The organism is Mycoplasma bradburyae, assembly GCF_024338845.1.
In the GTDB taxonomy this organism is placed as follows: Bacteria; Bacillota_I; Bacilli_A; order Mycoplasmatales; family Mycoplasmoidaceae; genus Mycoplasmoides; species Mycoplasmoides bradburyae.
This window is the reverse complement of the sequence record NZ_CP101414.1, coordinates 382283-408154: the sequence shown is the minus strand read 5'-3', so window position 1 is coordinate 408154 and position 25872 is coordinate 382283. Positions and strand designations below refer to the sequence as shown.

At 28.3% G+C, this 25872-nt stretch carries 18 protein-coding genes, 1 tRNA gene and 1 other RNA gene; 8 read left to right on the top strand and 12 right to left on the bottom strand.

Annotated features, from left to right (window positions below; translation table 4 throughout):
• Positions 1–397 precede the first annotated feature (397 nt).
• The gene (locus NMG68_RS01640; RefSeq protein WP_255034959.1) at positions 398–2155 is read right to left on the bottom strand and encodes a hypothetical protein; all 1758 of its coding nucleotides are present in this window, start codon (positions 2153–2155) and stop codon (positions 398–400) included.
• Positions 2156–2557: 402 nt separating this feature from the next.
• Here NMG68_RS01640 and NMG68_RS01635 point away from each other — a divergent pair.
• Positions 2558–2631: transfer RNA gene (locus NMG68_RS01635), tRNA-Thr, on the top strand.
• 129 nt (positions 2632–2760) lie between these two features.
• Here NMG68_RS01635 and NMG68_RS01630 read toward each other — a convergent pair.
• Together NMG68_RS01630 and NMG68_RS01625 are read right to left on the bottom strand one after the other, a co-directional pair.
• The gene (locus NMG68_RS01630; protein WP_255034958.1) at positions 2761–3420 is read right to left on the bottom strand and encodes a hypothetical protein; all 660 of its coding nucleotides are present in this window, start codon (positions 3418–3420) and stop codon (positions 2761–2763) included.
• A gap of 9 nt (positions 3421–3429) precedes the next feature.
• Entirely contained in the window at positions 3430–4497 is a 1068-nt protein-coding gene (locus NMG68_RS01625) for a hypothetical protein (RefSeq protein ID WP_255034957.1), read from the bottom strand.
• Between the two features lie 160 nt (positions 4498–4657).
• Between NMG68_RS01625 and NMG68_RS01620 the strand changes: the two genes are divergently transcribed.
• Both NMG68_RS01620 and leuS read left to right on the top strand, forming a co-directional pair.
• Positions 4658–5326, top strand: coding sequence for a potassium channel family protein (locus NMG68_RS01620; RefSeq protein ID WP_255034956.1), 669 nt, complete (start codon positions 4658–4660; stop codon positions 5324–5326).
• A 17-nt stretch (positions 5327–5343) separates the two neighbouring features.
• Positions 5344–7761 (top strand): leucine--tRNA ligase, encoded by a 2418-nt coding sequence (gene leuS / locus NMG68_RS01615; RefSeq protein WP_255034955.1) that lies wholly within the window; start codon positions 5344–5346, stop codon positions 7759–7761.
• 285 nt (positions 7762–8046) lie between these two features.
• Here leuS and NMG68_RS01610 read toward each other — a convergent pair whose 3' ends face one another.
• From NMG68_RS01610 to NMG68_RS01600, 3 genes are all read right to left on the bottom strand, one after another.
• Positions 8047–8715 carry a YbhB/YbcL family Raf kinase inhibitor-like protein gene (locus tag NMG68_RS01610; protein WP_255034954.1) on the bottom strand — a complete coding sequence of 223 codons (669 nt, stop codon included), beginning with the start codon at positions 8713–8715 and terminating at the stop codon, positions 8047–8049.
• Positions 8716–8732: 17 nt separating this feature from the next.
• Positions 8733–9287: a YbhB/YbcL family Raf kinase inhibitor-like protein gene (locus tag NMG68_RS01605; RefSeq protein WP_255034953.1), complete on the bottom strand. Its 555-nt coding sequence runs from the start codon at positions 9285–9287 to the stop codon at positions 8733–8735.
• Positions 9288–9538: 251 nt separating this feature from the next.
• A complete protein-coding gene (locus NMG68_RS01600) occupies positions 9539–10378 on the bottom strand; it encodes an aldo/keto reductase (protein WP_255034952.1) in 840 nt (279 codons plus the stop codon).
• A gap of 634 nt (positions 10379–11012) precedes the next feature.
• Between NMG68_RS01600 and NMG68_RS01595 the strand changes: the two genes are divergently transcribed.
• Positions 11013–11948, top strand: coding sequence for a hypothetical protein (locus NMG68_RS01595; protein WP_255034951.1), 936 nt, complete (start codon positions 11013–11015; stop codon positions 11946–11948).
• A 245-nt stretch (positions 11949–12193) separates the two neighbouring features.
• Here the strand turns inward: NMG68_RS01595 and grpE are convergent, their stop codons facing one another.
• The 6 genes from grpE to NMG68_RS01565 form a co-directional block, all read right to left on the bottom strand.
• On the bottom strand, positions 12194–13192 hold the full coding sequence (gene grpE, locus NMG68_RS01590) for a nucleotide exchange factor GrpE (protein ID WP_255034950.1): 999 nt from the start codon (positions 13190–13192) through the stop codon (positions 12194–12196).
• A gap of 15 nt (positions 13193–13207) precedes the next feature.
• Positions 13208–17218 (bottom strand): terminal organelle assembly protein TopJ, encoded by a 4011-nt coding sequence (topJ, locus tag NMG68_RS01585; RefSeq protein WP_255034949.1) that lies wholly within the window; start codon positions 17216–17218, stop codon positions 13208–13210.
• Between the two features lie 100 nt (positions 17219–17318).
• Positions 17319–18119 (bottom strand): alpha/beta hydrolase, encoded by an 801-nt coding sequence (locus NMG68_RS01580; protein ID WP_255034948.1) that lies wholly within the window; start codon positions 18117–18119, stop codon positions 17319–17321.
• Positions 18119–20398, bottom strand: coding sequence for a coiled-coil domain-containing protein (locus tag NMG68_RS01575; RefSeq protein ID WP_255034947.1), 2280 nt, complete (start codon positions 20396–20398; stop codon positions 18119–18121). Before NMG68_RS01575 ends, NMG68_RS01580 begins: the two co-directional genes overlap by 1 nt.
• A 58-nt stretch (positions 20399–20456) precedes the next feature.
• An RNA gene (ffs, locus tag NMG68_RS01570) (signal recognition particle sRNA small type) lies at positions 20457–20542 on the bottom strand.
• Between the two features lie 15 nt (positions 20543–20557).
• Positions 20558–22252, bottom strand: a complete 1695-nt coding sequence (locus NMG68_RS01565; protein WP_255034946.1) for a coiled-coil domain-containing protein — start codon at positions 22250–22252, stop codon at positions 20558–20560.
• Positions 22253–22317: 65 nt separating this feature from the next.
• Here NMG68_RS01565 and NMG68_RS01560 point away from each other — a divergent pair, with 65 nt between their 5' ends.
• The 4 genes from NMG68_RS01560 to NMG68_RS01545 all read left to right on the top strand — a co-directional run bounded on the left by NMG68_RS01560 (position 22318) and on the right by NMG68_RS01545 (position 25745).
• Positions 22318–23301: an NAD(P)/FAD-dependent oxidoreductase gene (locus tag NMG68_RS01560; protein WP_255034945.1), complete on the top strand. Its 984-nt coding sequence runs from the start codon at positions 22318–22320 to the stop codon at positions 23299–23301.
• Positions 23302–23405: 104 nt separating this feature from the next.
• Complete coding sequence (locus tag NMG68_RS01555) at positions 23406–24617, top strand: arginine deiminase (RefSeq protein ID WP_255034944.1); 1212 nt, start codon at positions 23406–23408, stop codon at positions 24615–24617.
• A gap of 126 nt (positions 24618–24743) precedes the next feature.
• The gene (locus NMG68_RS01550; RefSeq protein WP_255034943.1) at positions 24744–25031 is read left to right on the top strand and encodes a hypothetical protein; all 288 of its coding nucleotides are present in this window, start codon (positions 24744–24746) and stop codon (positions 25029–25031) included.
• 12 nt (positions 25032–25043) lie between these two features.
• Complete coding sequence (locus NMG68_RS01545) at positions 25044–25745, top strand: hypothetical protein (RefSeq protein WP_255034942.1); 702 nt, start codon at positions 25044–25046, stop codon at positions 25743–25745.
• Positions 25746–25872 lie beyond the last annotated feature (127 nt).

Genomic DNA, 25872 nt, shown 5'->3' with positions numbered 1-25872 from the left:
TAGCTATATAAATAATCAACATTCAAGTCAATCGTTTCAGTAATTCTGAACAAAAAAAAAAAAAACGGTAATATGAAACAACAAAAAATGATTTATTAGGTTTAACTTCTTATATTTTTCTTATAAATAAAGATTTTTAACAATATTTTTATTTATGTCTTATTTATAAGACTATAATATTTTTTGAAATAAAAGATAACTATTATTTCTTAATTAGAATACTATTTAAAACTAAAAATTAATATGCTTGATTATTTTTTAAATAAAAAATAAGATTCATTACTTAAAGCGAAAATGAATCTTATTATGATTTGTTTGTGAATAGTTTTAAACTCAAAAGAGTTTAAATTTTTTTATTAACAAAAGAACTTATACGATTATTTAATTATTGAGCCGTTTATAAATCGATAGGAGGAGAGCTTTCTGGAAGCGAAGATCCTCAATCAGTAGGCGCACTACCTATCCCTGAATCATCCCCGACACCATTTGAACCTGGTTCAGGCATGGTATCATATGGACCGGTTGGTGTAGGACAAGTTCCTGGGTAAGAACTAGGATAACTTGATGGATAATTATCACCATAAGAACCATCAGATGATCCTGGTGTTCCATTATAATTTGGGTATGTTGGAGAATCATAACCAGGATACATACCATAAGGACTACCTGTTCCGCTAGTAGCTCATCCAGCAGACGGATCTGAAGGTACAGGAGGTGCATATGGATCACTTACACTAGGAGGTGTAGATCCTGTTGGATTGTATGGTGATCCGTATGGATATTCTGTAGATAGTACATTTGGACAATCATTATCAGGAGTAACTGCCGGGTGATAAGAGCCACTATCAGTTCCATCACCTCAACTAGGTGTTAATGGAGTTGCTAAACCATCTTCTGGACTATCTGCTGATGGTGGTGAATTTTCCATCATTGTAGGTTTGTGTTCTTCTGTAGAATTAACTGGATCAACTTCTTTTGAATCCAATTTTTCTGCACTGGTTTCTTGATCAGATTCAGATTGCGCTTGTTTGTCTTCTCCATTGATTGAAGAATCATCGTGAGTTTCTTTATTTTGATCAGATTCATCTTTTGAAACCGAATCTGTTTCAGGATCATGAACATCTCCTGATACACTAGAAGGTTCATCTTGCATACTACTAGATTGAACTTCTCCAGATTTAGGTTCGCCTTGTTCGCTAGTAGGTTCAATATCTTTTTTAGTTTCAGTTTTTTCTTCTGTTTTTTCAGTTATAGGTTGCGCGGATTGATTTTTTTCACCATTTTCGACATCTGTTGCTGGACCTTCTTTTTTAGGTTCAGTTGTTTCATGGCCTTGTTCTGCTTTTACCATTTCACCTGCGCCATCTCTTGAATCTTGTTGATTATCAGTTTGTGGATGATCAGTAACCATACCATCATCTTTAGATTTTAAAGTTTCACTATCAGAATGATCCATCATAGAAGTTTTTCCATCAGTTACTTCTTCAGATTGTTTAGAATTTTCTTTTTCTGCTTCAGCCTGGTTGCCAACTTGTTTTTCAGAACTTCCTTCAGAGGGTTCATCTGATTGATGCTCTTCAGTTTTTTCAACAGATTTATGAATATTAGTTTCTTCTGAGTTTTTAGTTTCTTCAGATTCATCTGATGAATGCATCATATTTACATCTTCAGAAGCATTATGCTTAGGTTGTTCTGTTGTTTTTTCGCCAACTACACTATCAGTTGAACTCGTAGATGATTCTAAATTTTTATTTGATTCTGCTTTAGGTTGTTCATTAACACTTTTATCAGTTGTTTCTTGATTTGTTGAATCAGAAACTGATTCATTTGAGTTTTCTTCATTAGTTTTTTCTGGCAATTCAGATCGGTCTTTAGTTTCTATCGATTCAGAATTATTCGTATCATCAGAATCAACGTTACTTTTATTATTAGATTCGTTTTTTTTATTAGATAAAGCTTTTGTATCTGTTGTTTTTTCTTCGTTTATTTTTTTATCATTATCTTTAGATTCAGAGCTATTTTTATTTTCTGTTTTATCTCGATTAATTTGATTTGTTAAATCGATATCTGGTTTTTTACAACTTGATACTGCGATTGATGCCATCGAAACAACACTTAATAAACTAATTAACTTTAAAAAATTTTTTCTTTTCACTTTTAAAATTTTTAAAGACAAAATTATTCTTAATTTTGCTGCTATCCATATATAAAATCGGACATTAATAAAACAATTAATCTTATTTTGAATAAAAAATAATAAGTTGTAATTAAATCAAAAAAATAAAAGCAATTATTTCATTTTTCTTCTTTTCAATATCTATTAAATAAAGTCTTTTAATCAAATTTATTAATGTATCAATTTATTAAATTCTTAATTTTTTAAAAATTTAAATAATATCTATAAGAAACGAATATATTAATTAATTAGATAGGTGCTATTTAATAATCTAACTATGGTTAATTATTGTAATAATCAAACTTTTTCTTTACCAAAATAAATAATATAAACTAGTTTTTAAATAATCTAATCTTAAAATCGGTTATAATTATCTAGCGCGCCGAATTAGTTTAGTGGTAAAACAGATGCATGGTAAGCATCAGAGACAAGTTCAATTCTTGTATTCGGCACCATTAATTTTTAGACATTTAAAGCCCTATTGTTCATAAAACAATAGGGCTTTTTTATTATTTATATTTTTTGATATTCATTAAAATAACCGATAAATCTAATTTTTTTATTTATTACGAATAATAAAAAAATTATTTAAGAAACTGATTTCGTTTATGACGCTTTTCTAATTTCTTTAAATACACCCCATCATCACAATGGAGAACAAACGAGAAAAACGAGTATGGATGAATTTTGTTTCTAGTAATTGCTATTATTTTATAAACTGAATTCTTGAATTTTTGATAAACCACTAAGTATCAATAAAATAAATAAAAATAATGAAATAATATGAAGATAATAAAATTACCACCTACATACATAATAATAATCTTATTAATATTCTGATAATTATTTGGTGGATAAAAATAATCTGTTAAATAAATAATTAAAGTAGCTCAAATAATAAACGATAAATAAATACCAGCAAATATAATCAAGAAAACTATTCAGTTTTCACCACCAACTTTAAGATATTGATTTTTAAGTTTGCTATACTCTAATTTTTCGTTAGTTGATTCAATCTTAAAAATAAAATAAATAAAACCAACAATTGGGATTAAATATAATCAATTGAACTTAGTATGTTTTAAATATCGATTAGCTTGTCTTGTCGCATTAATAAAAAAGTATTCTTTTCAATTAAGATAATAGGGTTTAATAACATTAGCCAAACGATGTTTCTGTCATCGCTTAGGTAATCTATTAATAATTTGTAATGTTTTATTAGAATCGCTTGATGAATTTAACATTATGTAAGATTAATGACCTTTTTTATTGCGAATATTTTGTTGATCAAGGTAACCATTATTAAAAAAGTTAATTAATATTTGCACCATCCATTTATAAAAGTATTTACTAATATAACCTTTTTCATTATCTTTATCATTAATAATACTGTACAAGATTGATGTTAATGGTAATCCTTTAATTTGTTTTTGTTCTTCTCATTTGACTGCATTGCCAGTATATCCATACCAGTTTTTTCAATAATCCGAATCAGTTCTAACTAAAATACTTCCATAAGGACTAAGAACACCAGCAGATGACTCAAGAAAAATGCTAGTATTTGTTAATACAACTCCTTTAGAATCTTGATCAATGACTATTTTAGAATTAGGGTTAACATTAATTGAGAATCCAACTTTAGTAGTTACATCACCAAAAAGTTTATGAACAGCAATTAAATCAGATTTAGTCGTAAATCTGAAGTTGAAATTGTTCTTATCCAAGAAATAAGCATTGCTTGTTTCTGTGTGATATTGTCTGAAATAACCGTTTTGAATTCCTACTTTTTTATACTTATATAAAAGAATTCTTTCGGTTAATTCGTTAATTCAAGAGTTGTGATAAGTCGCATAAAAACCAACAAAAGAATTTAATATATCTTCAAAAATGTCATGATCTAAGTGATCATAAACATATTTATTAAATGTTTCTCAGTTTTGATAATCAATACCTGATTTTTTTAATTTATCAACAATCTTAAATTGGTAATTATCATAAATAGTATTAACAAGTTTTTTAGCTTGGTCTGAATCATTAGTATTTGGATGAAAATCCTGAACAATATCTTGGATAATTGCTTGAGGATTTTCTTTTCTAATCTTTTCTTTAGCTGCTTTAATTAATCTTTCATTTTTTGAAATATCTTTTAGATTTTTCTCAGTGTTAATCTTACTTATGTATCTTTTATAAAGCGGGATGTTTGCTAATGGAACAATCGTTCCAACCACTAAAAAGCCGATAAAAGCAGAAGTAATTCTTTTCACTTTTTTAGAACTTTTACTTTTAGTTTTATCTTTTAACTTCTTTGGTTTGCACAACATTAATATACCACCTTAAGAGATCAACGAATAAAATAAATTGCTATTTATGTTTTTTTAGATAAGAGAGATGATTTTATAACTATGATTAGGTATTATTATAATATTGAAAAGTTTATCTGATTTTTTTATTTAAATTAATATTTATAATATTATCTAGATTATGAAACGAGCAGATTATTGCGTTATAGGGCTTGGAAGGTTCGGTAGTAAAGTAGCATCCAAGCTGAAAGAATTAGGCTATAAAGTTCTAATTATTGATAAAGATAAAGAAAAAATTAATTTAGAAGCTAAAAGATTTGATTTTGCAATCAGCTTGGATGCTACTGACATTATGTCTTTATCTGATGTTGCTATCAATAAATTCGATACGGTAATCTTATCGGTTAGCAGTCTTGAAGAATCTATTATTATAGCAACAAACCTACGTGAATTAAAGGTTAAGAATATTATAGCCAGAGCTAAAAATGAGGTTCATAAAAGAGTTCTTAAAACCTTTGGGGTTAAAGAAGCGGTAATTCCTGAAGAAATCGTCGGTGAAAACATCGCTATGAGAGTAGTTCATAGTATTAATAGCGAAATAATCTCGATTGATGATGACATCTCATTAGTTCGTGTTTATGCTACTTCTAAGGATGTAATCAACAAAAGAATTGTTGATATCGACATAAGAAATAAAACTAATGCTAACATTATCTCAATAACAAGAGATTATAAGAATATTTATTCTATCGACAAGGATACAATTATCTCAAAAAACGATTTAGTTACAGCGGCTTGTAACAATGTTGATATCTCTCGTTTTCTTAAATTAATGAGCTCAGATAATTAATTCAATAAATAAACTATATGTATAACCATAATTTAATAGAAAATAAATGAAGGAAAGTTTGATCAGATCAAAATGTTTATCATTTTGATCTAGATAAATCTAAAACTAAATACTATATTTTAGATATGTTTCCCTATCCTAGTGGTAAAGGATTACACGTAGGGCATGTTAAAGCATTTATGGCAACTGATGTTGTTTCTCGTTGAAAAAATGCTTTAGGTTTTAATGTTTTACATCCGATTGGTTGAGATGCTTTTGGATTGCCGGCTGAGCAATATGCAATTCAGACAAATAATCATCCTGCTAAATTTACTCAAGAAAATATTGATAATTTTAGAAACCAATTACAAAGCTTAGGATTTAATTATGATTATCGATTAGAAGTTGATACTACCAACCCTAATTATTTTCAATGAACTCAATGAATTTTTAAAAAGTTATACGAACACAATCTAGCTTACCAAGCTGATATTGAAGTTAATTGATGTGAAAAACTAGGAACAGTATTAGCAAATGAAGAAGTACTAACTGATGAAGCTGGTAATAAGATCTCTGAAAGAGGATCTTATCCAGTTATCAAGAAAAAAATGCGTCAATGAGTACTTAAAATTACTGAGTTTGCTGACGAATTAATCAAAGATCTTGATGATATTAACTGACCTAATTCAATTAAAGCGATGCAAGTTAATTGAATTGGTAAATCAACTGGTGCTAGCATTAAGTTTGATGTTGAAGGTTTAGATAATCAAAAAATCGAAGTCTTCTCATCAAGAGCTGATACTCTATTTGGAGTTAGTTTTATTGCTTTAAGTTTCGATCACGAACTAGTTAAACAAAAATTAATAACGAATAAAAATGACCAAATCGAAGAATTTATTAAAGCTAACAGTATTGATCAAACCGTAAGATATGTTGGTATTGATACAAATTATTTTGCTATTCACCCAATTACTAAAAAAAGAATCCCAATTTATTTAGCTGACTACATTATCAGTGATTATGGCACTGGCGCTGTTATGGGTGTAGCTGCTCATGATGAACGCGATTATAATTTTGCTAATAAATATAATCTAGAAATCATTCCAGTTATAAAAGCTGATAGTTATCCTTATCTTGGTGATGGAAGCCATATTAATTCTGATTTTATTAATGGTCTTGATAATGATCAAGCAATTAATAAAATTATTGATTACCTAGAAAAAAATAATATTGGTAGTAAAAAAACTAATTACAAACTGCGTGATTGAATTTTTTCAAGACAACGTTATTGAGGAGAACCTTTCCCTGTTGTGTTTGATGAAAATAATAATTGTCATCTTCTTAAAGATGAACAATTACCTTTAAAGTTACCAGAACTTAAAGATTTTTCACCAAACAAACAAGGATTACCACCACTAGCTAACGCTAGTGATGAATGACTACATCCAATTATTGATAATAAAAAATATACCCGAGAAATTAACACCATGCCACAATGAGCTGGTTCTTGTTGGTATTTCTTAGGATATATTTTAAAGTTACACGAATTAAATAAAAATCATTTAGATCAAAATTATCTAGCATTAAATTCACCAGAAGCTAAAGCGTTATTTGATCATTTTATGCCAGTTGATTTATATGTTGGCGGACAAGAACATGCTGTATTACATTTATTATACGCTCGTTTTTGATATAAATTCTTATACAAAATCAATGTTGTAAGTTCAAAAGAACCGTTCTATCAACTAATGAACCAAGGAATGATTCTAGGTGAAGATGGCACCAAGATGTCTAAATCTAAGGGAAATATTATTAATCCAGACGATTTAGTATTATCACACGGAGCTGATACGATTAGAACTTATGTGATGTTTATGGGGCCGTTAAATGCTAGTTTAGCTTGAAACTCAAACGCATTAAATGGAACTAGAAAATTCCTTGAAAGAGTTTATAACCTATTTGATAAGATAACTATCAATGACGATCCAAGTGAGCATCTAAATTATGATTATCACAATTTCTTAAAAAAAGTTAATCAACATTTAGAAAACTACGAATTCAATCTTGTTGTTAGTGAAATGATGATCTTTATTAATGCTTGTTACAAACAAGAGCAAATTAATAAAGAGATGATAAAAAACTTCTTGATTGTTTTATCATTCTTTGCGCCATTCTTAGCTGAAGAATTGAATGAAAAAATCAATAACAAACAATTGTTATATACAATGAAATTAGCTAAATGAGATGAACAATACTTAGTTAAAAATGTTGTTACGATCTCTTGTAGTATTAATGGTAAATATAAAATGGTTAATGATTTTAATATTGACGCATCGGAACAAGAAGTTGCTGATTTTTTCTTAAATCAAGAAACAATCAAAAAACAAACCCAAGATAAACAGATTGTTAAAACAATCTTTGTTAAGAATAAGATTATTAACTTTATCGTTAAATAATCTAAAAATTAAAATAAACAAAAAATATAAGCAGATAAAGGGGCAACTGCTTATATTTTTTTGTTGATCTCGAGTTTTTAAACTCATAATAATTATAATATATAAATTAATATTTTCTGTTATTTATTTAAATATCACATTTTAATAAAAAGCAAAGCAAAAATTAAAGATTTTTTTAATTATTTAAATCCAATAAATAAGACAAAATAAAAACCCAATCTTAAAAGAATTAGCTTATAACTTTTTAAGATTAGGTTTGTTTTTTTATTAAGTTGGTTAATCTTATTAACCAACTTTTTTATATCTAAAGTGAAGAGTGTGTTTACCTACTACGTGGTTGTGAATCGCTTGAATAAAGTCACCTACATAGTAAGGTTTGTTTAAATAATTTTCTTGAGTTCTGTGTTGTTTGTGATAGCTTAATTCTTTAGCTTCAACATCTAGACCATAAACAGTTACAGTATACGTGTGATCTGCGTTTGGCGGGTAGCATCCAAAATAAATTAATGACCCATCATGGTGAGTTGAAGTAAATCCTTCAGGTAAAATACCACCTAATTGATCATTTGTTTTATTGTTAGCAAATAATGTTTTGCAAACACTAGAGTTATGACCTTGTCATAAAACATCATCGCCATAAACTCCCTTTTTAGATTCTAATCATTTCTTATGATCTAAATAAGATTGGTTAGCTTCTAATTTATTAGTTTTAACATTAGCAGCAATTCAGTGAATAAAACTGAATCCAATTACAGCAGCCGCATCAAAGTCTTCAATTAAAACCGCATAACTCTTAGCATTCGGAATTTTTTCTCATTCTAAATCTAAAGAATACGAAGGGAATGGAGTTTGGTTTTTGTTATCTAAAGCGCCACCATGTGCGTGAAGATAACCATCTTCACCAACCATTTTAGATCAGATTTGTTTGTTGTTACCGATTAAATATTTCTTCATTTATTATTGATCCTCTTTTAATTAGGTTTATATCAGAAGTGCAATTCATGTTCACCAACACAGTGCTCAATAATTTTTGCATTAAGATCTGATAAATTATAGTGTTTTGGTAAATCTAGTTTTTCAACATCTAATCCATAAACACGGATAGTATAAAGATGACTATCATCTGGTGGAAGTGGTGGTAAGTAATCACTAGCAGCTTCAGGAGTATTTTTAAAAGCGCTTGGAACACATTCAATGATTACACCCTTAGAAGTTTCAGTCATTCCTTGAGCTGTTGAGTTAAGACCTTGAATGATTTCAGAATTATTAATATTAGCTGCATAGGCTAATTCGTTACCCTTAATGTTAGCTACAACTCAGTGAATAAATGATTGACCTATTACACGTGAAGCTTCGTAATCTACCATTACAAGAGCGTAACTTTTAGCTGATTCAATTTTGTCTCAAGCTAAATCTAAACTTTCATATCTTTCGTTGTTTTGTTTAACAGTTTCATTTTTTAAATAAATACCATTACCTTTTTCTATAAAACAACTAGAACGGATTGTTGTATTTTTGTTTGTCATAGTGATAATAATTATATGCCTAATAGTTAATTTGTGTAAAAATAAGATTATTTTTATATTTCACTATTTTTATGAAATGTTAGCCACAGTTTTAAACAAATATTGTGTGATTTATGTTCCTTGACAACTAAGTAATTATTAGTTATCAACTTTAAATATCAAAAGATTTTTGAGGTGATATTATATAAAAAATCACCTAAAAATTTAGGCGATCATTATATCTGTTTTTATTCAATTTTACCGTTGATTTGTTAAAATTCAACTTCATCTGGATGAAGGTCTAATCCGCCACAATCTGGTAATTCGTCAATAATTTTAATATCTTCTTTGCTTATTGAAAAATCGAAAACAGCTAAATTACTTTTAATTCTTTCAAATGTTTTTGATTTAGGTAATGGAACGATATCTTTTTGAATAATTCAATTAAGAATTAATTGCGCAGTGGTTACTTTATATTTATTAGCTAATTCTAATAATTTCTTGTGTTCCAGGATTTGCGATTGAGAAAACGGAGATCAAGCTTGAACAACAATGTTGTTCTTATTACAATAATCAACTATTTCTTGTTGCATATAACCTGGATGAAATTCTAATTGATTAACCATTGGCATAATTTTAGCAGTTTTCTTTAATTCTTCTAAATGATGAACTAGAAAATTACTTACACCAATAGCTTTAATCTTACCTTCCTGATAAAGTTCTTCCATAGCCTTTCAAGTTTGACTATTAATTTCTTTTCAGTTATTTTTGAAATTTCTTCCAATCGGTCAATGAATTAATAAAAGATCTAAGTATTCAAGATCTAAATCATTAAGTATTTTGCTAAACGCCTTCTTAGTTGATTGATAACCTTTGTCACTATTTCAAATTTTAGAAGTGACAAATATATCTTTACGATTAACACTAGATTGTTTAATAGCTTTACCTACTGATATTTGGTTATTATATATTTCAGCACAATCTAAGTGACGATAACCTACTTCTAAAGCATATTTAACAGCATAAACAGTTTGGTTTCCATCTTCTAATTTATATGTTCCAAATCCAATGCTAGGCATTTTAATATTATTAGCTAGTACATTATATTTCATATATCGTTCTCTACCGTTTTTTATTAATTACATATATGTTTATAACATATATAGGACTTATTACTTTAGCTTAGGATTTCTAATGGTTATTCATTTGCTATAACATTTTAGTTAGTTATATTAACTTCTATTGAGTAATTGAATTTAAAGTGTAAATATTATTTATTTTGGTTCAGATAACTACATATAAAATTAATTTTTATCAAAAATATTCGGTAAAATGATTTTTTTAAAAATAGTTTTAAAGCAATGTATTCCTGAATATTATTAAACAAATAATTAAAAATCATTTTTAAATTAAAGTAAATATTATTTGAATGCACCTTATCATAAGGCTAACTGGTTTAACTAAAAAAGTCTTTTTAAAGACTAAAGTTTTTATTAAATAGATATGCTAAAAATTACAACTCGCTTATATAAAAATGAGTAAGAAAAAAACAATTAAAAAACAATTATTTTAATAAAAAAAATATTAAAATAATTATAAATATAGAACTAGATAAGAGGAGTTTCTAATAAGCCATAATTAAATTTGTGGTCTATTTTTAGTAAAAATTATTCAATTTTACTAACTAATAATTTAATTTTGACTTCATTTTTTTACTCATTATTTAGTTCGGAATGGATGATTATAATGGTAGAAAAATCATATCCCCAAGTAGCTTTAGTATTTTTATTAGCTTGGGTTGCTTTCATGATTGTTTATATTTTATTTTGTATTATTTTGTTTCGAACAATATATAAAAATAAATTACAACTTTCTAAAAAATTAAAATCTATATCAGATCTTTTAGATAAAAAATCAAAATTATCTAAAATGATATTTTCATTATCTGAATTTAATAAATTAGATTATAAAAAATTGCTATATAATGCGCATAAGATCTCTTCTTTTGCCATGGCAATAATTTATGTTGTTTCAACCACTATTTTAGGCATAATCAGATTTGTGTGATTTAACGATAATTCAGATAATTTTTATGTTATTGCGCTAAAAAGCGATTTTTGATCTCCTATTATTTTTGCATTAACATTATTTTGTTTGATGTATCGTGTTGCAGTTCAAATTACTATTGATAATAAAATTAATCCCGAAATAGAAAGATTAACAAATTTTATCGTTTTAGATCAAAATAAATATGAGGAATTTCTTAATAAAATTAACGAATTAAATTTTGAATTTTATGATGAAGAAACTAATACAGGATTGCAAAATCTATTAAAGGACAAGGTTTTAAATACATTTACGAATCTTTTTAATATTGATACATCTATAATTTCTAATATCAATAAAAAGATGAGAATTCAAAAAATTGAAGCTATTAATTTTATTGTAATCTCATTATTAACAGTTATAGATAAAAATTCTTGCATCCAAAATGATAATCTTGAAAATAAAAACCTTCAAATATTAATTCAAAGCGCAAGAGATGTTAAGTTAGCTTTCTATGCTAAAGTTTTTTTAACTAAGAAGATCAAAACCAAAATAACTTCTAAAAACAACCCAGAAGAAGCAATTAACGATAAATTACCTAGCATCTTATTGAGTGTTGCTGATATGCTTTTATAAGAAAGATTGCTAGTCTATAAAATAGATAAAATGTAGCTATTACATAGCTACATTTTTTATTGTTGTTTTAATTATCAGAACTATTTATAGATAAATACAAAAGATTTATGATTAATCAATATAACATTATAATTTCATATTACCAAGATTAAAATTTGCTATTTAAACAAATAAAAACAACCTAACCTAAAATAAAAAAAACACCTGCTAAGTATGGCAGGTGTTTTAATTGATTGCTAGTTAAATTATTTTTTAACTATTTGGTGAGTAATTGGTTGTTTAGGTGCTGAAGGAGGGGTTGGAGCAGATGTTGGTTTTGTTGGATGAACAACTGGTGGTTTGTTAGGAGCTTGAGCTGGAGGAGTTGGAGCAGTTGGTTTTTGTTTAGCTGGTTCTTGAGTGCTAGGAGCTGGAGCAGGTGCTGGAGTAGGTTTTTCAGCCACTTCTTCACTAGCAGCTTGTTCTGGTTGGTAATCAACACCATCAGATACTGCTACCATTGTATGACGAATAACTCGATCATATAAGATATAACCAGATTTCATAACTTTAGATACATGATCAGCAGGGTATTTAGGATCACTTACCTTATCAGAAGCGCTCATGTATTTTTCATCAAACTTGTCACCAGGTTTGATATCCATTCTGTGAATATTAACATTTTTCAATCAGTTAATAAATGAGCTTAATACCATTTTAAAACCACTTACATAGTTTTTAACTGCTGGATCTTTAGAAGCAAAATCAATCGCAATTTCTAATTGATCAACAACATTAATTGCTGAGTCAATTGATTTTTCAATCGCATATTTTTTAGCGTTTTCGATCTCTTCTTTTTTGCGAGCATCCAATTCTTCAATCTTATCACTAATTTTCTTTTGAGCTTTAGCTTCAACTTCTTGAATCTTGTTCTTGATACTTTCGTTAGTTGATTCCAATCTTTGTGTCAGATTTTCAATATAGCTGTTAATATTATTAACAGAATTTTCAATCTTAACGAATTCATCGTACATCAACTTGCCTACTGTAGCAATTTTTTGTTTATGATTTTTTGGATTTTGAACGAAATTTTTTAAATCTTCTAATGAACTCTTGATTTGAATATTTTCATTAGATAAATTAACTGTAGCTCCAACATTAGCAGTTGGTTGCACTTCAGTTGTTGGTTCGTGGATTGTTGAATCTTCTAAAGAAGCATCTTCCTCTTTAAGTTCTTCTCTTGTTTTTTGTTCTTGGTTGTTCATATTATTCTCTTCTTATTATTTATTTTTATTAGCTTTTTCGCGAATTTTTTTTATATCATCTAAAGTTCTAATATCTTTAATAGTGTTTAAAACGCGATTAAATGCTAATGTTTGTTGTTGCTGTTGCGAGATATTAGAATCGGTTGGCTGATTATTATTTGATTGATTGTTTTCTGATTGAAAACTTCAGTTTTGTTGTTCTTGTTGAATTTCTTGTTGGTTATATTTTAATTCTTTAATTTCTCTTAAAGCCAACTTGTTAAAGTGTTCAACTTGTGGGTTTGGTAATTTTGCGACTTCTTCAAGACTTAGTGATCCATCATTAGTTTTATTAATGTCAGCATATACAACATGGATTACTAAAGAACCTTTATCGTAGTGTGATTTAGTCTCTAAATCATATCTAGCTTCAAGACCCATATCTTTAATAATTACTTGGTCTCCTGCTTTTGTACCAGGTGGTATTCTAACGTTAATTAATTTGTTAATCGTCGGAACTTTGATAATCCCACCAATTGAAGCTAGCATAGGATCTACTAACGCTTTAACGTGGATATCATTATTCTTAATTGTGAAGAAGTTTGAAGGTATTACTTTAAAGATAACAGTTAAGTCACCTTTTAGATTATTAGGGAAGATGTGACCAAAACCTGGATAGTTAACTGAAATGTTTAGTTGAGAAGTAATTGGTAATTTAATATCTAATGTAATAGCTTCATTTGTATAAGATTTACCTAAACAATTTTTACAAGCGATACGGATTAATTTACCATATCGGTTACATACCATACAAGATTCAACATTACCATCAACATTACGACAAGCAGGACATAGTTTGTATGGTTGGCTAGAACTTAGATCAATACCTGTTGCTGAACAATGATTACAAGGAGTGTGACGAGTGTATTTTATACGCTTGATAGCATTGTTAAATAACAACACTTGGTGAACTTCCACTTCTTTAACAACGTTAATTTCATTTAAGCGTTCTATTTGAATCAAGTTTGGTTCTTGATATTTAGTTGACGCTGGTTGTGGGGTTGTAGAATCAGTTTCACTTAAGCGTTTTAATAATTTCGACTTGAAACTTGATAAATCGTTTATCGTTTTAGCGAGGTTTTTAGAATTGTCATTATCGTCCATTTTTACACCTACTTGTTTTCTCAACAATTTAATGCTGTAATCATATATCTGCTCTTCTGAAGTATGCATCGGTCGAACCGGTTGTTGTAACGGGTCATAATCAACTTCTTCATACTCAATTCGGTTAGGTCGTTCTTCTCTGATGATATCATCACTTTCAACTTGATTTACATAACTATCCTTGAAATTAAGGTTCGAACTTATGATAGTTGGTTCAGTAATATTATTGAACTCTTTGTGATTATCAACTAGCTCATAGTTTTGATCATCAGCAACACTGATGTTATCAATGTTGTTTTCGATAATGATGTCGTTTGTTTTTTGATATGTTTGACTATCTTCTGATGCGTTATTTGAATTTTGACTTAATAATTCTTCAATTGATAAGAACTTATTATCATCATTGAATACTAGCAATTCGTCATCTTTTGGTTGATCAAATAACTCTTTGTATTCCTCTTCTTTTCTAAGTTCTTCAGTTAATTCTAGATTAACATCATTTACAACTGGAGAGCGATCAATTAAATCATCTGATAAATCTTTTTCATCTTTAGATTCTTGATCGAGAAGTTCTTTAATACTAATTTCTTCAATGAATTTTGGTTCTTCTTGTTTTTGGAATACTTCTTCAATTGATATTTCTTCAGTTTTTTGTTGATTTAATTCTTGGACTGGTTTATGTTCGATTTCTAATTCAACTGGTTTAGATTGTTCTTCTATTTCTAAGGCAGCTTGATCTTGTAGAAGTTTTTCTAAATCATCTTTATTTTCTTCTTCATATCAATTTTTATCAGTATGAGTCGGTTCAGACAATTGATATTCAGTTGCTCAGTTAGTATCTTCTCTAACTGGTAGTTTTTCAAAGTTTTGCTCAACTAATTCGAATTTTAATTCTTCTAATTTAGATAGATCAATTTCAACAATCGGATTTTCTTTAACAACTGTTTGCGGAGGAGTTACTTTTGGTTTGTCTTCAATTTTAACTTCTAATGTTGATTGAATTTGTTTTTCAACTGTTGATTGAGTAACTTCTTGGGTATTATTTTCAACAATCGGTTTAGTAGATTCTTCAGTTTTTAACTCAACCGTTGATTCTTTTATTGATTTGGTTGCTTGCTCAACTGTTGGTTGAGCAACTTCTTGTGCATTTTCGACAACTGGTTGAGTAATTTCTTGAGTTTTTAATTCAACTGTTGGTTCAGGTTTTAATTCAATAACTGGTTGAATCACTTCTTGTGTTCTTGTTTGAACAATCGGTGCAGTTTTAAATTCAACTGTCTTGGTTTCTTGAACCTCTTTAGTTTTAACTACTGGTGGAGTGATTTGCGAAGTTTTAGTTGTTTCTTTTTGTTCAGTAGTTTTTAGTGTATGAATAATAACTTCTTGAGTTGATGGCGATTTAACTTCTTTGGTTTTAACTTCTTCAACTTCTTTAGTTACTTCTTGAGTTTTTAATTCATCAATTGGAGTAGCTGTAACCTCAACTTTTTCAGTTAGTGTTTCTTCTACTTTATTTGTTTGACTATTTACTTCTTGAGTTTGTTCTTTTGGTTTCGTTACTTCTTGAGTGTTAGCTTCAGTTGTTCGATTCTTTAATAAGAATGACAAATCAAATGGGCTTCGTGAAATTTGTTGTGTTTTGTTTTTTGAAAAATCAACAATTTCAGGCATATTTGAATCAATAAAGTCATCATCAACCGCAATATCTGAATCTTCTTGTTCTTCTTTAACTTCTTCTTGTGATTCAACTTCAGTTGGTTCAGATGAAACTTCTTCTTCTACTGGTTTAACAAGGTCTTCTTCTTTAACTTCTTCAACCGGTTCAGGTTTGTCTTCTTGAGCATTAGCTTCTACTTCAGGTTGTTCAACTGTTGTTTCTGGTTGAGCTGATACGTAATCATCTTGATCGCTTTCAGTTGATTCTTCAACACTTTGTTCTTCTTTTTGAACTTCTTCTTGAACTGGTTCTGAAGCAACTTCTTCAACAGCTTCTGTTTTTTGTTCTTCTTCTGATTGAGCTGTTGTTTCTTTAACAAATTCTGGTTCTGATTGCTCTTCTTCTACTGAATCTTCGCGAGTTGATATGAAGTTATTGTCGTCATCGAAATAACCTTCTCATACTCATTCACTGTTCTCATCATAATGACCATAGTCAGGATCACCAATAAAGCGAGTCCATGACATATCTTCATCTTCTTGAGTTTCTTCTTCAACACTTGAAGTTACATTATCATCGAATAAACGTTCTTCAGACTCATCTTTGTTATCATCAAATAACTTCTCTTCATTGTTATCATCAAATAGTTTTTCTTCATCCTTGTTATCGTCAAAGAGTTTTTCTTCTGTGAATGATGAAGTAGCTTCTTCACTATAATCTGGAGTATCGTCAAATAAGCGTGGTTCATCTACGCTAGTTGTGCTAGCTGCGCCCACATCGATAATTTCAGGTTCGGTTTCAATCGTTTTTGAAGCTTCTTTTGATTTTGCTCAAAATCCACCTTTTTTGTCTTTTTTCTTTTTCTTTTTCTTCTTACCGAATTCTTCTTCATCCATTCAATCATCATCAAATGAGATGTCATCAAATTCATCCGCAGCGTTGATCGTATCAAAAAAAGAATCAAAAATATCAGGATCGAAGTCTAAATCACCTTCGCGATCTAATCCATCATGTCCATATTTATCATAACGTTCTTTCTTTTCAGGGCTTGAAAGAACTTCATAGGCTTCATTTATTTCTCTAAAGAGACTTTCAGCGTTAGGATCATCCTTGTTTGTGTCAGGGTGGTATTTTTTAGCCAGCTTTCTAAACGCGCGTTTTATCTCTCGCTCATCTGCGTCCCTGTCTATTTCCAATACTTCGTAATAATCGCGTTTTTCTGCCATAAAAACCTTATTTTCAATTTATTGAAAGTTCAATAAAATGCTTGTATATACTTTATTTTAATTATAACTAATAAAACTTATTTATTATGTCGAAATGTTTCTATTTTAATTTAGCAATAAAATCTTTAATAAAATAATAGTACATTTCTTTATTAATTTGATGCGGCAAATGCGCTGCTTCATCTATAATTCTAGTCGTTAAATTATTGGTGTATTGACTAATATAATTAATCGATTTATTAGGCGGTATCACTGGATCATTTTCACCAAATATCAATAAAACAGGTTTATTATTAAGTGTTTTATAAGCGTTATCTAGCAATGTTTTAGATTTTTGCGAGATCAGATTCAAAAATAATGGGATCTTGTCTTTGTTATTGGTATAAATCTTTTTTAATCAGCCAATTAATGAAATTTGATCATTAACTTCATCTTGTTGTTTTAGGATATCTAAAAATGATTTATTGTTAAATGATTTTAATGAATCAAAAATTCTTTTTTTATCAAAACTAAAAATTGCTGGATTTAGTGGAGCTTCCAGAATTAGCGCTTTAATTTTTTGAGGAATTAAATAATTAACAATACTACAAATTCCACCACCCATTGAGTGCCCGATTAGAATAACATTATCCAGTTGCTTTTTATTAATAAAATCGACTACTAAATCACTTAAATAATCTAATTTTAACTGAGATTTATCAAAATCATTTTCATCTATATAATGTTTTCCGTGACCAGGAAGATCGAATGTATAATAATTAACTTGTTCTTTATTTAGTCTTGAAAAAATTTCGGAATGTTTGGTATGAGAAGAACTAAAACCATGCACAAATACAGCGTTGTATTTGTGTTTTTTTATCTTTAATTCGTATGAAAAGTTAGTATTATCTAAATTCAACATTATTTTTTTGAATCAAAGACTAATTGAACTTTTTTAGTTTTTTGTTTTTTAGTAGGTTCTGGTTTTTTATCTTTAAAATCTGTGGTTTTAGTTTTTGCTAAAAAACTGTTGTATTCATCTGTTAATTCAGTTTTTATATCATTAAGTGATCATTCTTCATAATCATCTTCATCATTAATTATTTTTGATTGCTTGTATTTATTGATATAACTAGGGTTGTGGATTTTTTGAGTTACTAAATTAGTATCTGTTCTTACTTGTTGTAAGCTTTTATCTAAATGTTTATTAATTGATTTGAAGATTTTTCTATCTTCTTCAAGTGATTCGTTAAGATCTGATAAATTAAAAGTTCTTAATGTTTTTTTAGTAATATCTAATTTATCATGCTGTGAAGGTTCATATACAATTTCGCTTGATAAAGAACTTAAATCGTTTGTTATACTTTCCAACTTTTGTTCAAAACTAGGATCTTTATATGAATTATCTAGTTCAAAGTCTTCAAAATGTTTTCTAGATATTTCTCTTGTTTTCTCGGTTTTGATATTCACTACTTGGTTAGTTGTAGCTCTTAGAATCGCTAAATCACGTTTTAAAACCTGAATCTCTTTCTCTTTGTTATTAACATCTAAAAATAACTCATTAATTCTTAATTGATTAGAATGAGTAGTTTCGGCCATTATTTTTAATTGTGATAATAACTGGTTTAGCATCTGATCTTTTTTGACTAAACGAGTATCTAGTTCTTTATTTATCTTGGTTGATAACTGGTTTAATTTGTTATCAAATCCTTGTTTTAGTTCAACTATTTGATTGTTGCTTTGTTCTTCTTGGTTGGCTTTAACTGATTGTTGAGCTAATAACTTATATTCATTAGCTTTTTCGTAAGCTTGTTTCAAGATTTCATCAGCTTGTTTGTTTGCTTTAGCTAGAATTTCTTCCTTTTGTTTTTCTAGATTTAGTTTTTCTAAATCCATTTCTTTTTGATGGTCTTTGATTGCTTCTTGGAATTCTTTGTTGATTGATTCAAGTTTAACCTGTTTGCGATCAAGTTCTTCATTCAACCTTTCGATTTCTCTTTCGCGTTCTTCAAGATTTTCTTTGTATTTTTCTAGTAAATTTACTTTTTCTTGATATTGATTGTTAACATCTTGATAAACTAATTTAGATATCTCTTTAATAACTTGATTGTTAGCTTGTTCTATAGTTTTATTTCTCTTGTTGTTTTTTTGCTCTAAATGATCAAGATCAAATTGTTTAGTCGCATTAATAATGTCTTCTTTAGTAATTTCTTCTAAAGTATCATCATAAGAAACATCTTTTTTAGCTATTACTTCTGGTGATAGCTCAATTTTTTCAGTATAAATCTCATTACCGATTTGTTCATTATCAGATATATTTTCAACTGGTTTTTGCTCTTTAGTTTTTGTTTTTTGTTCTTTGGTTTTTTCTTCGTCAAAAGAAGCATTTAAAACTTCGCTTGTTGATGGTAAATCATGTTCAGAATCATCATCTGGTTCATAATCAACATCAAGCATATCAGTTAGATCTACTTGTTTTTCTTCAACATCATCAGTAGATTCAAAACTGTAATCACTGTGGTTTTCAGTAATCGCATAGTCATCTTCTTGTTTTGTTTTAGTTATGATGTCAGTTTTTTGATTTTTTGTTTCTTTTTGAGTGATTGGTTGGTTATAAAATTCTTCAGTCGCTTGTTTTAAATCAATGTGTGTAGTTTTGTTCGTTTTTTTAGATTGTTGTTCAGTGATCTCAAAACTATTATCATCTTGCGCGCTAATAAATGAACTTAAGTTTTTGGTGAATGCTTCGATTAAATTTTCATCATTATCATTAGTATTTTGACTTCGCTCGAAGTCATCATCGCCAACAAAACGTGTCTTATTTACCTGAGGATTTTGATCTTTAGTGTCAGTTTGATTAGAATCAAATATTCTAGAACGATGGAATTCTAAATCTAAATCATCTTCTTCATCTTCTTCTGGCACAATTGTATCTTGAGAACTATTTTTGTTTGATTCATTGATTACTGAAGATTTTTTATTCTCATATAAATTGTCATAATCCTCTATAACATCTTTTAAAAAATCAAAATCATCTTCGCCATCGAAAATGTTTTTGTTTTTATCTTTTTTATCAATATCTAAAGAATTATCATTAATTAGTTTAGAATCAAAATCATTAAATCTGACTTTCGGACGATTCGCGCTTTCTCTTCTATTAAAGTAAAACTGACTTCTTTTGCTATTATTTTTATTATCCATCGAGAATCTAAAGTATTTTATTTATTATTTTAAATTAATTAACTTTTAAATAATAAATAAAAAAGTCATTACACACAATTAAGATACTTAATGCTGCTTCATTTCTGACCTGACATGTTTCGTGATAATTGTTGCAATGACGAATTAATTTTAATATATCTATTCTTTAAAGTCACTAATTTTTTTATCTAATAACTGTCTTTTCTTTTTGTTATTCTTCTTTTCTTTGATTTTTTTAGTAACTTCAGAGAATTGTTTAGCTCATTGAGAATCTAATTCTTCATCATCTTCAATATATTCAATTATTTTTCCAGATGTTGGAGCTTTTTTAGGTAATTCGATTGGTTCGTTTTTAATGTTTTTAGACTGCTTGTAAGTTTCGTTAACTGCGTTGATTTCTTTATCAAGATCTAGAATTTTTTTATTAGTTATATCATCATTACTTGTCGATAAAACTTTTTGTAAAGAACGTTGAGAAGCATTGATTTTATCCAGTTGTTCTGATATTGATTTAGAAACAGATAACAAATGATCGTTATCATTATATTTTTTAACTAATAAGTTGTTAAGTTTATCTAAATCATTGTTTTCAGCAGTTAATGCTTCAACTTTAGCTAATAATTCTTTGTTTTTTTCTTGTTCTAATTTGATTGCTTCATTCAACTCACGGTTAGTATAAACAATTAAGTCATACTCAGATTTAATTCTTTCTATTTCGTTAGTTGTTAATTTAGCTGTTTCTTCTGCTTGCAGCAAAGCATTTTTCATCACTTCGATTTTAGCTTCATTAGCAATTAAAATCTTATCAACTTCATTCTTATGTTTTTCATAAGTCTTACCAACAGTATCTTCATATTTCTCGACTTGTTCTTTAAGTTTAGACTCTAACTGACTAAACTTAACTTTAACACCTTGTTTAATACCATCGTTAATTAATTGGTTAACAATTTCGGGTTGATCTTGAATAAATTTTTTAAATTCTTCGTCTTTGTGTTTAATTTTAGCTCTTAGTTGGTTAAGTAAATAATCTTTTTCTTTAACTTTGCTCTTTAATTCAAAAGATAAAATTTCATAATTTCTTAATACTTTTTTAATCTTTTCAATTTCTTCGTAATAATCTCTAGTTCTTAAAGCAATTTGGTTTTCGGTTGTTACATCACGTTCATAAATTTCACCGACTAATTTTGCATTTTCTTCTTTTAATTGAACTACTTTTTCTTTTAATTTATTGTAATAATCCGAGATTTTTTCAATCTTTCTATCATAAAAATCTTTAAGGTTATTAACCTCTTCATCAAAAATCTTCTTAGTTTCTTCTTGATTTTTAATGAATTCTTCTTGATGTTTGTTTTTAATTTCTTCGATTTCTTTGTAGTATTTTAGTTCTAAGTCTTTTTTAGTAGCTTCATGTTCTGATAAAGTTACAATATGTTCAAAATGTTTTGAGCGACCTTTTTGAATAAACTCGCTTTGTTCGTTTAAAAACTCAATGCGTTCTTTTTCAAATTCAGCACGTTGTTTAGCTAATTCTGCTTTTTCAAGTTCAATATCAGTTAAATTCTTATTGTGAATTAGTTTATCTAACTCTCTTTGAAGTGGAGCAACAAACTTATATGTCTTGATGTATTTGTGTAAGTGTTCTAATCACAATTCATCAGACATACCATTTTTTCTAGCTCTTACATAACTGTTTCTAGCATTTTCTAAAAAATCTGCTAAATCTTGTTCAGTAGCACTTGGATGTTGAGTTAGAAAGCTGTTTATGCAATAATCAGCTTTGTTAATATTGAAATCTTGAAGAACTTCTTCTTTTGAACTTTCGTCAAAACTAAAAACTTTATCAGTGATAGACATTAAAACTTAAATTTTATATAAAAATATAAATATCTAAATTATTATATTATATTTAAAATATATAAATGAAGACTTACGACCTAATCATTTTAGGAGCAGGAACTAGCGGTATATATTGTGCTAGTTATGGTGCTATGAAGGGTTTGAAATCGTTGGTGATCGAAATGACCGACAGAATAGGAGGTCAGCCAACGCATTTATACCCTTTCAAAAAGATTTATGATTTTCCAACAGCTAACGGAATTTTAGCCAAGGATTTTATCAATCTTTTATCTAATCAGCAAGATAGTTATATCAAGCAAGGATTGATTACATATTCATTAAATACTTTAATTAGTTTTCAAAAATACTTAACCAGTGAAAATTTATTTGAATTAACTTTATCAAATAATTCTATTGTTCGTTCTAAAAAAATTATTATCGCAACTGGTAACGGTGGGTTTGAACCAATCAGATTAAATGAAGATTTAATTCGTAATCAAGATATTAGTAATATCCATTATCAAATCAATGATCTGTTAATTTATAAAAATAAAGATGTTTGTTTTTTAGGTGGTGGTGATAGTGCTGTTGAATTAATAAATCAGTTAGCAGATCTAAAGATTGCTAACAGTTTATCAATTGTTCATAGAAATAATAAATACCGAGCTTCACAAAATTTAGTTGATCAAATTAATCAAAAAGATATTAACCAATATCTTGATCAAACCATTGAATCGATTAATAACAACACAATTAATTTGATAAATAATCAAAACAATCAAAAAACAACGATAAATTTTGATTATCTGATAGTTCAATATGGTTTAAAACCAATTAAATCTCTTGATTGTTTTGATCATTTAGAGCAAGATCTCAATAACAATTTAATCGTTAATGATTTTCAACAAACTTCTGATGATAACATTTATGCAATTGGTCTTGCTAGCAACTACAAAAAAAGACCTAATTTAATTATTTGCGGAATGAATGAAGCTGTTGTGGCTATCAAACATATCAACGATTTGATTAATCCTTATACTAGATCTGTTGATTATCTAATTAAATAAACTGATTTAAAATTGTTTATGTTTTTAAACTTTATTTTTAAAATTAAATGATTAATATCTAGGTTTTGATAAGTCTTAAAATAAAAAATAGATAAGGAGCATTAATGTTAAATAAGATAAAAGTTTACAGTGAAATTGGTAAACTAAGAAAAGTTTTAGTGCATACACCAGGTAAAGAATTAGAATATATAACTCCTCAAAGATTGGATGAGTTATTATTTAGCGCTATCTTAAACCCAGTTAAAGCGAGAGCTGAGCATCAAGAATTTATTAAGATTCTAGAATCTTATGGCGTTGAATGTATTCAGTTATCAGAATTAACCGCGCAAACATTCGAACAAGCAGATAAGCAAGTTCGTGAAGCATTTATTAATCGTTGATTGGATGAATGTATTCCGGTATTATCTAATTCTAATCGTCAAATAGTTTATGAATATTTAAAGAGTTTAGAAAATCAACCGGTATTAATGATTAAAAAGATGATGTCAGGAATATTAGCTAAAGAAGTTGATATAAAATCAGATGTCGAATTAATTGTTGATCCGATGCCAAATCTTTATTTCACCCGTGATCCATTTGCAAGTGTTGGTAATGGTATTACTTTACATTATATGTATCATCCAACAAGAAGACGCGAAACAATTTTTGCTGACTTTATCTTTAGTCATAATCGCCATTATAAAGATACACCTAGATATTATTCAAGACAAGCAGAATACAGTATAGAAGGCGGCGATCTGTTTGTGTATGATGATAAGACATTAGTAATTGGTGTTTCAGAAAGAACTGAGAAAAAAGCAATTCAACATTTAGCTGAAAAAGTGCGCGATAATACAGAAACTTCTTTTGAAAAAATCTATGCTATTAATGTCCCTAAGATGAGCAATCTAATGCATTTAGATACTTGACTAACGATGCTAGATTACGATAAATTCTTATATTCACCTAATATGATGGGTGTACTTAAAATCTGGGAAATTAACTTAACAAAAGAAGAGTTAGAATGAAAAGAACTTAATGAATCGCTTGAAGAGTTTTTATCAATGGTGATAGGCAAAAAAGCAATTACCATTCCTGTTGCCGGCGAAGATTCTACACAGATCGAAATTGATGTTGAAACTAATTTTGATGCAACTAATTTTTTAGTAATTGAACCTGGTGTAGTAATTGGTTATGATCGTAATCGAAAAACAAACCAAGCATTAAGAGATGCTGGTATTACTGTTTTAAATTGAAATGGTGATCAATTATCATTAGGTATGGGTAGTGCCAGATGTATGAGCATGCCATTGTACCGCGATTCAATTAAAAAATAAGTTTTAATAATTCTTAATTCAATAAAAAGTGATTTAATTACTTTAAATCACTTTTTTTATTTCTTTAAAAGAATATTTTTTTCTTCTTTTTTTAGATGAATTTACATATCTTTAATGGAGGATGAAATGAGAAAATTAACCACGAATGATAAAAACTTATTACACGGTGGGTCCATAGCTGCAATATCAACTGCAGTTTTAATAGGTCAGATGGTTATCGGATCTATTAGCAAGTCTGCCGTAACAATAAGTAATATCGTAAATGATATCAAAAATAAACCTGATCCTAATGGATATGCAGTCGGAATTTCGAATGAACCTCAAGTAAAGCATGTTTATTCTAGCTTTGCTCCAACAAAAGCTAGGTATTCATTCTTAAGCCCATATGCTTCATCAATATATTCAGGTTTATAACAATAAATAAATATGCCAGTAAAATCAACAACAAAATCTGTTGGCGCTACTAGAAAAAGGGCTACTAAGAAAACAACTACTAAAACAGATAATGCTCAAGGCATCAGCGAGATTGCTAATAATGGAGCTGTTTTGTTGCCGCCTGATATGAAGGTTATGCCAACAGTAGTTAAAAAACGCGGTAGACCTAAAAAGATTAAACCAGATGTTGATGTTGAATCAAATCTAATGAAAAACTTAATAGGAGGGATAGACGATGATTTAGGGTTCGGGATTTCAAATTTCGCAATCGGAGATAATGAATTTATAAATAGTAATTCATTATTTGATAATCGACCTAAACAAGAATCAAAACAAAAAGTAAGTGCTTCTGATAGCAAAACAACAAAAAAATCAGCTGCTAACAAAAATAAAAAGAAGAGCGGATTAACTGGAGCATTATGAAAAGTCGGAATTGCTACTAGTGTTGCTGGTGATACATTATCTTCAGCTACCGAGGATTTTTATAATATATATAAACAAAATACCGCAAAAGCACCAACAAATTATTCTATGGCAATTGATAACTCCGTATTTGGACAATACAGAAATCACGAAGGGACATTCAAATATGTAAATAATTGAACTAATATATACAAAACGTATAAAGAACCGGATACAAAAATAAAAACATTAGATATTCATAATAAATATCTGAAACTTTTTGGTGATTAAAAATATAAGTAACTAAACACACTATTTTCTTCTTAATCTTATTATTTTCTTATTAAAGTGTTTAGTTACTTATCAATAAATTTCATTCAGTCAATACGACATAAAAATTGAATAATCAGGCAGATAG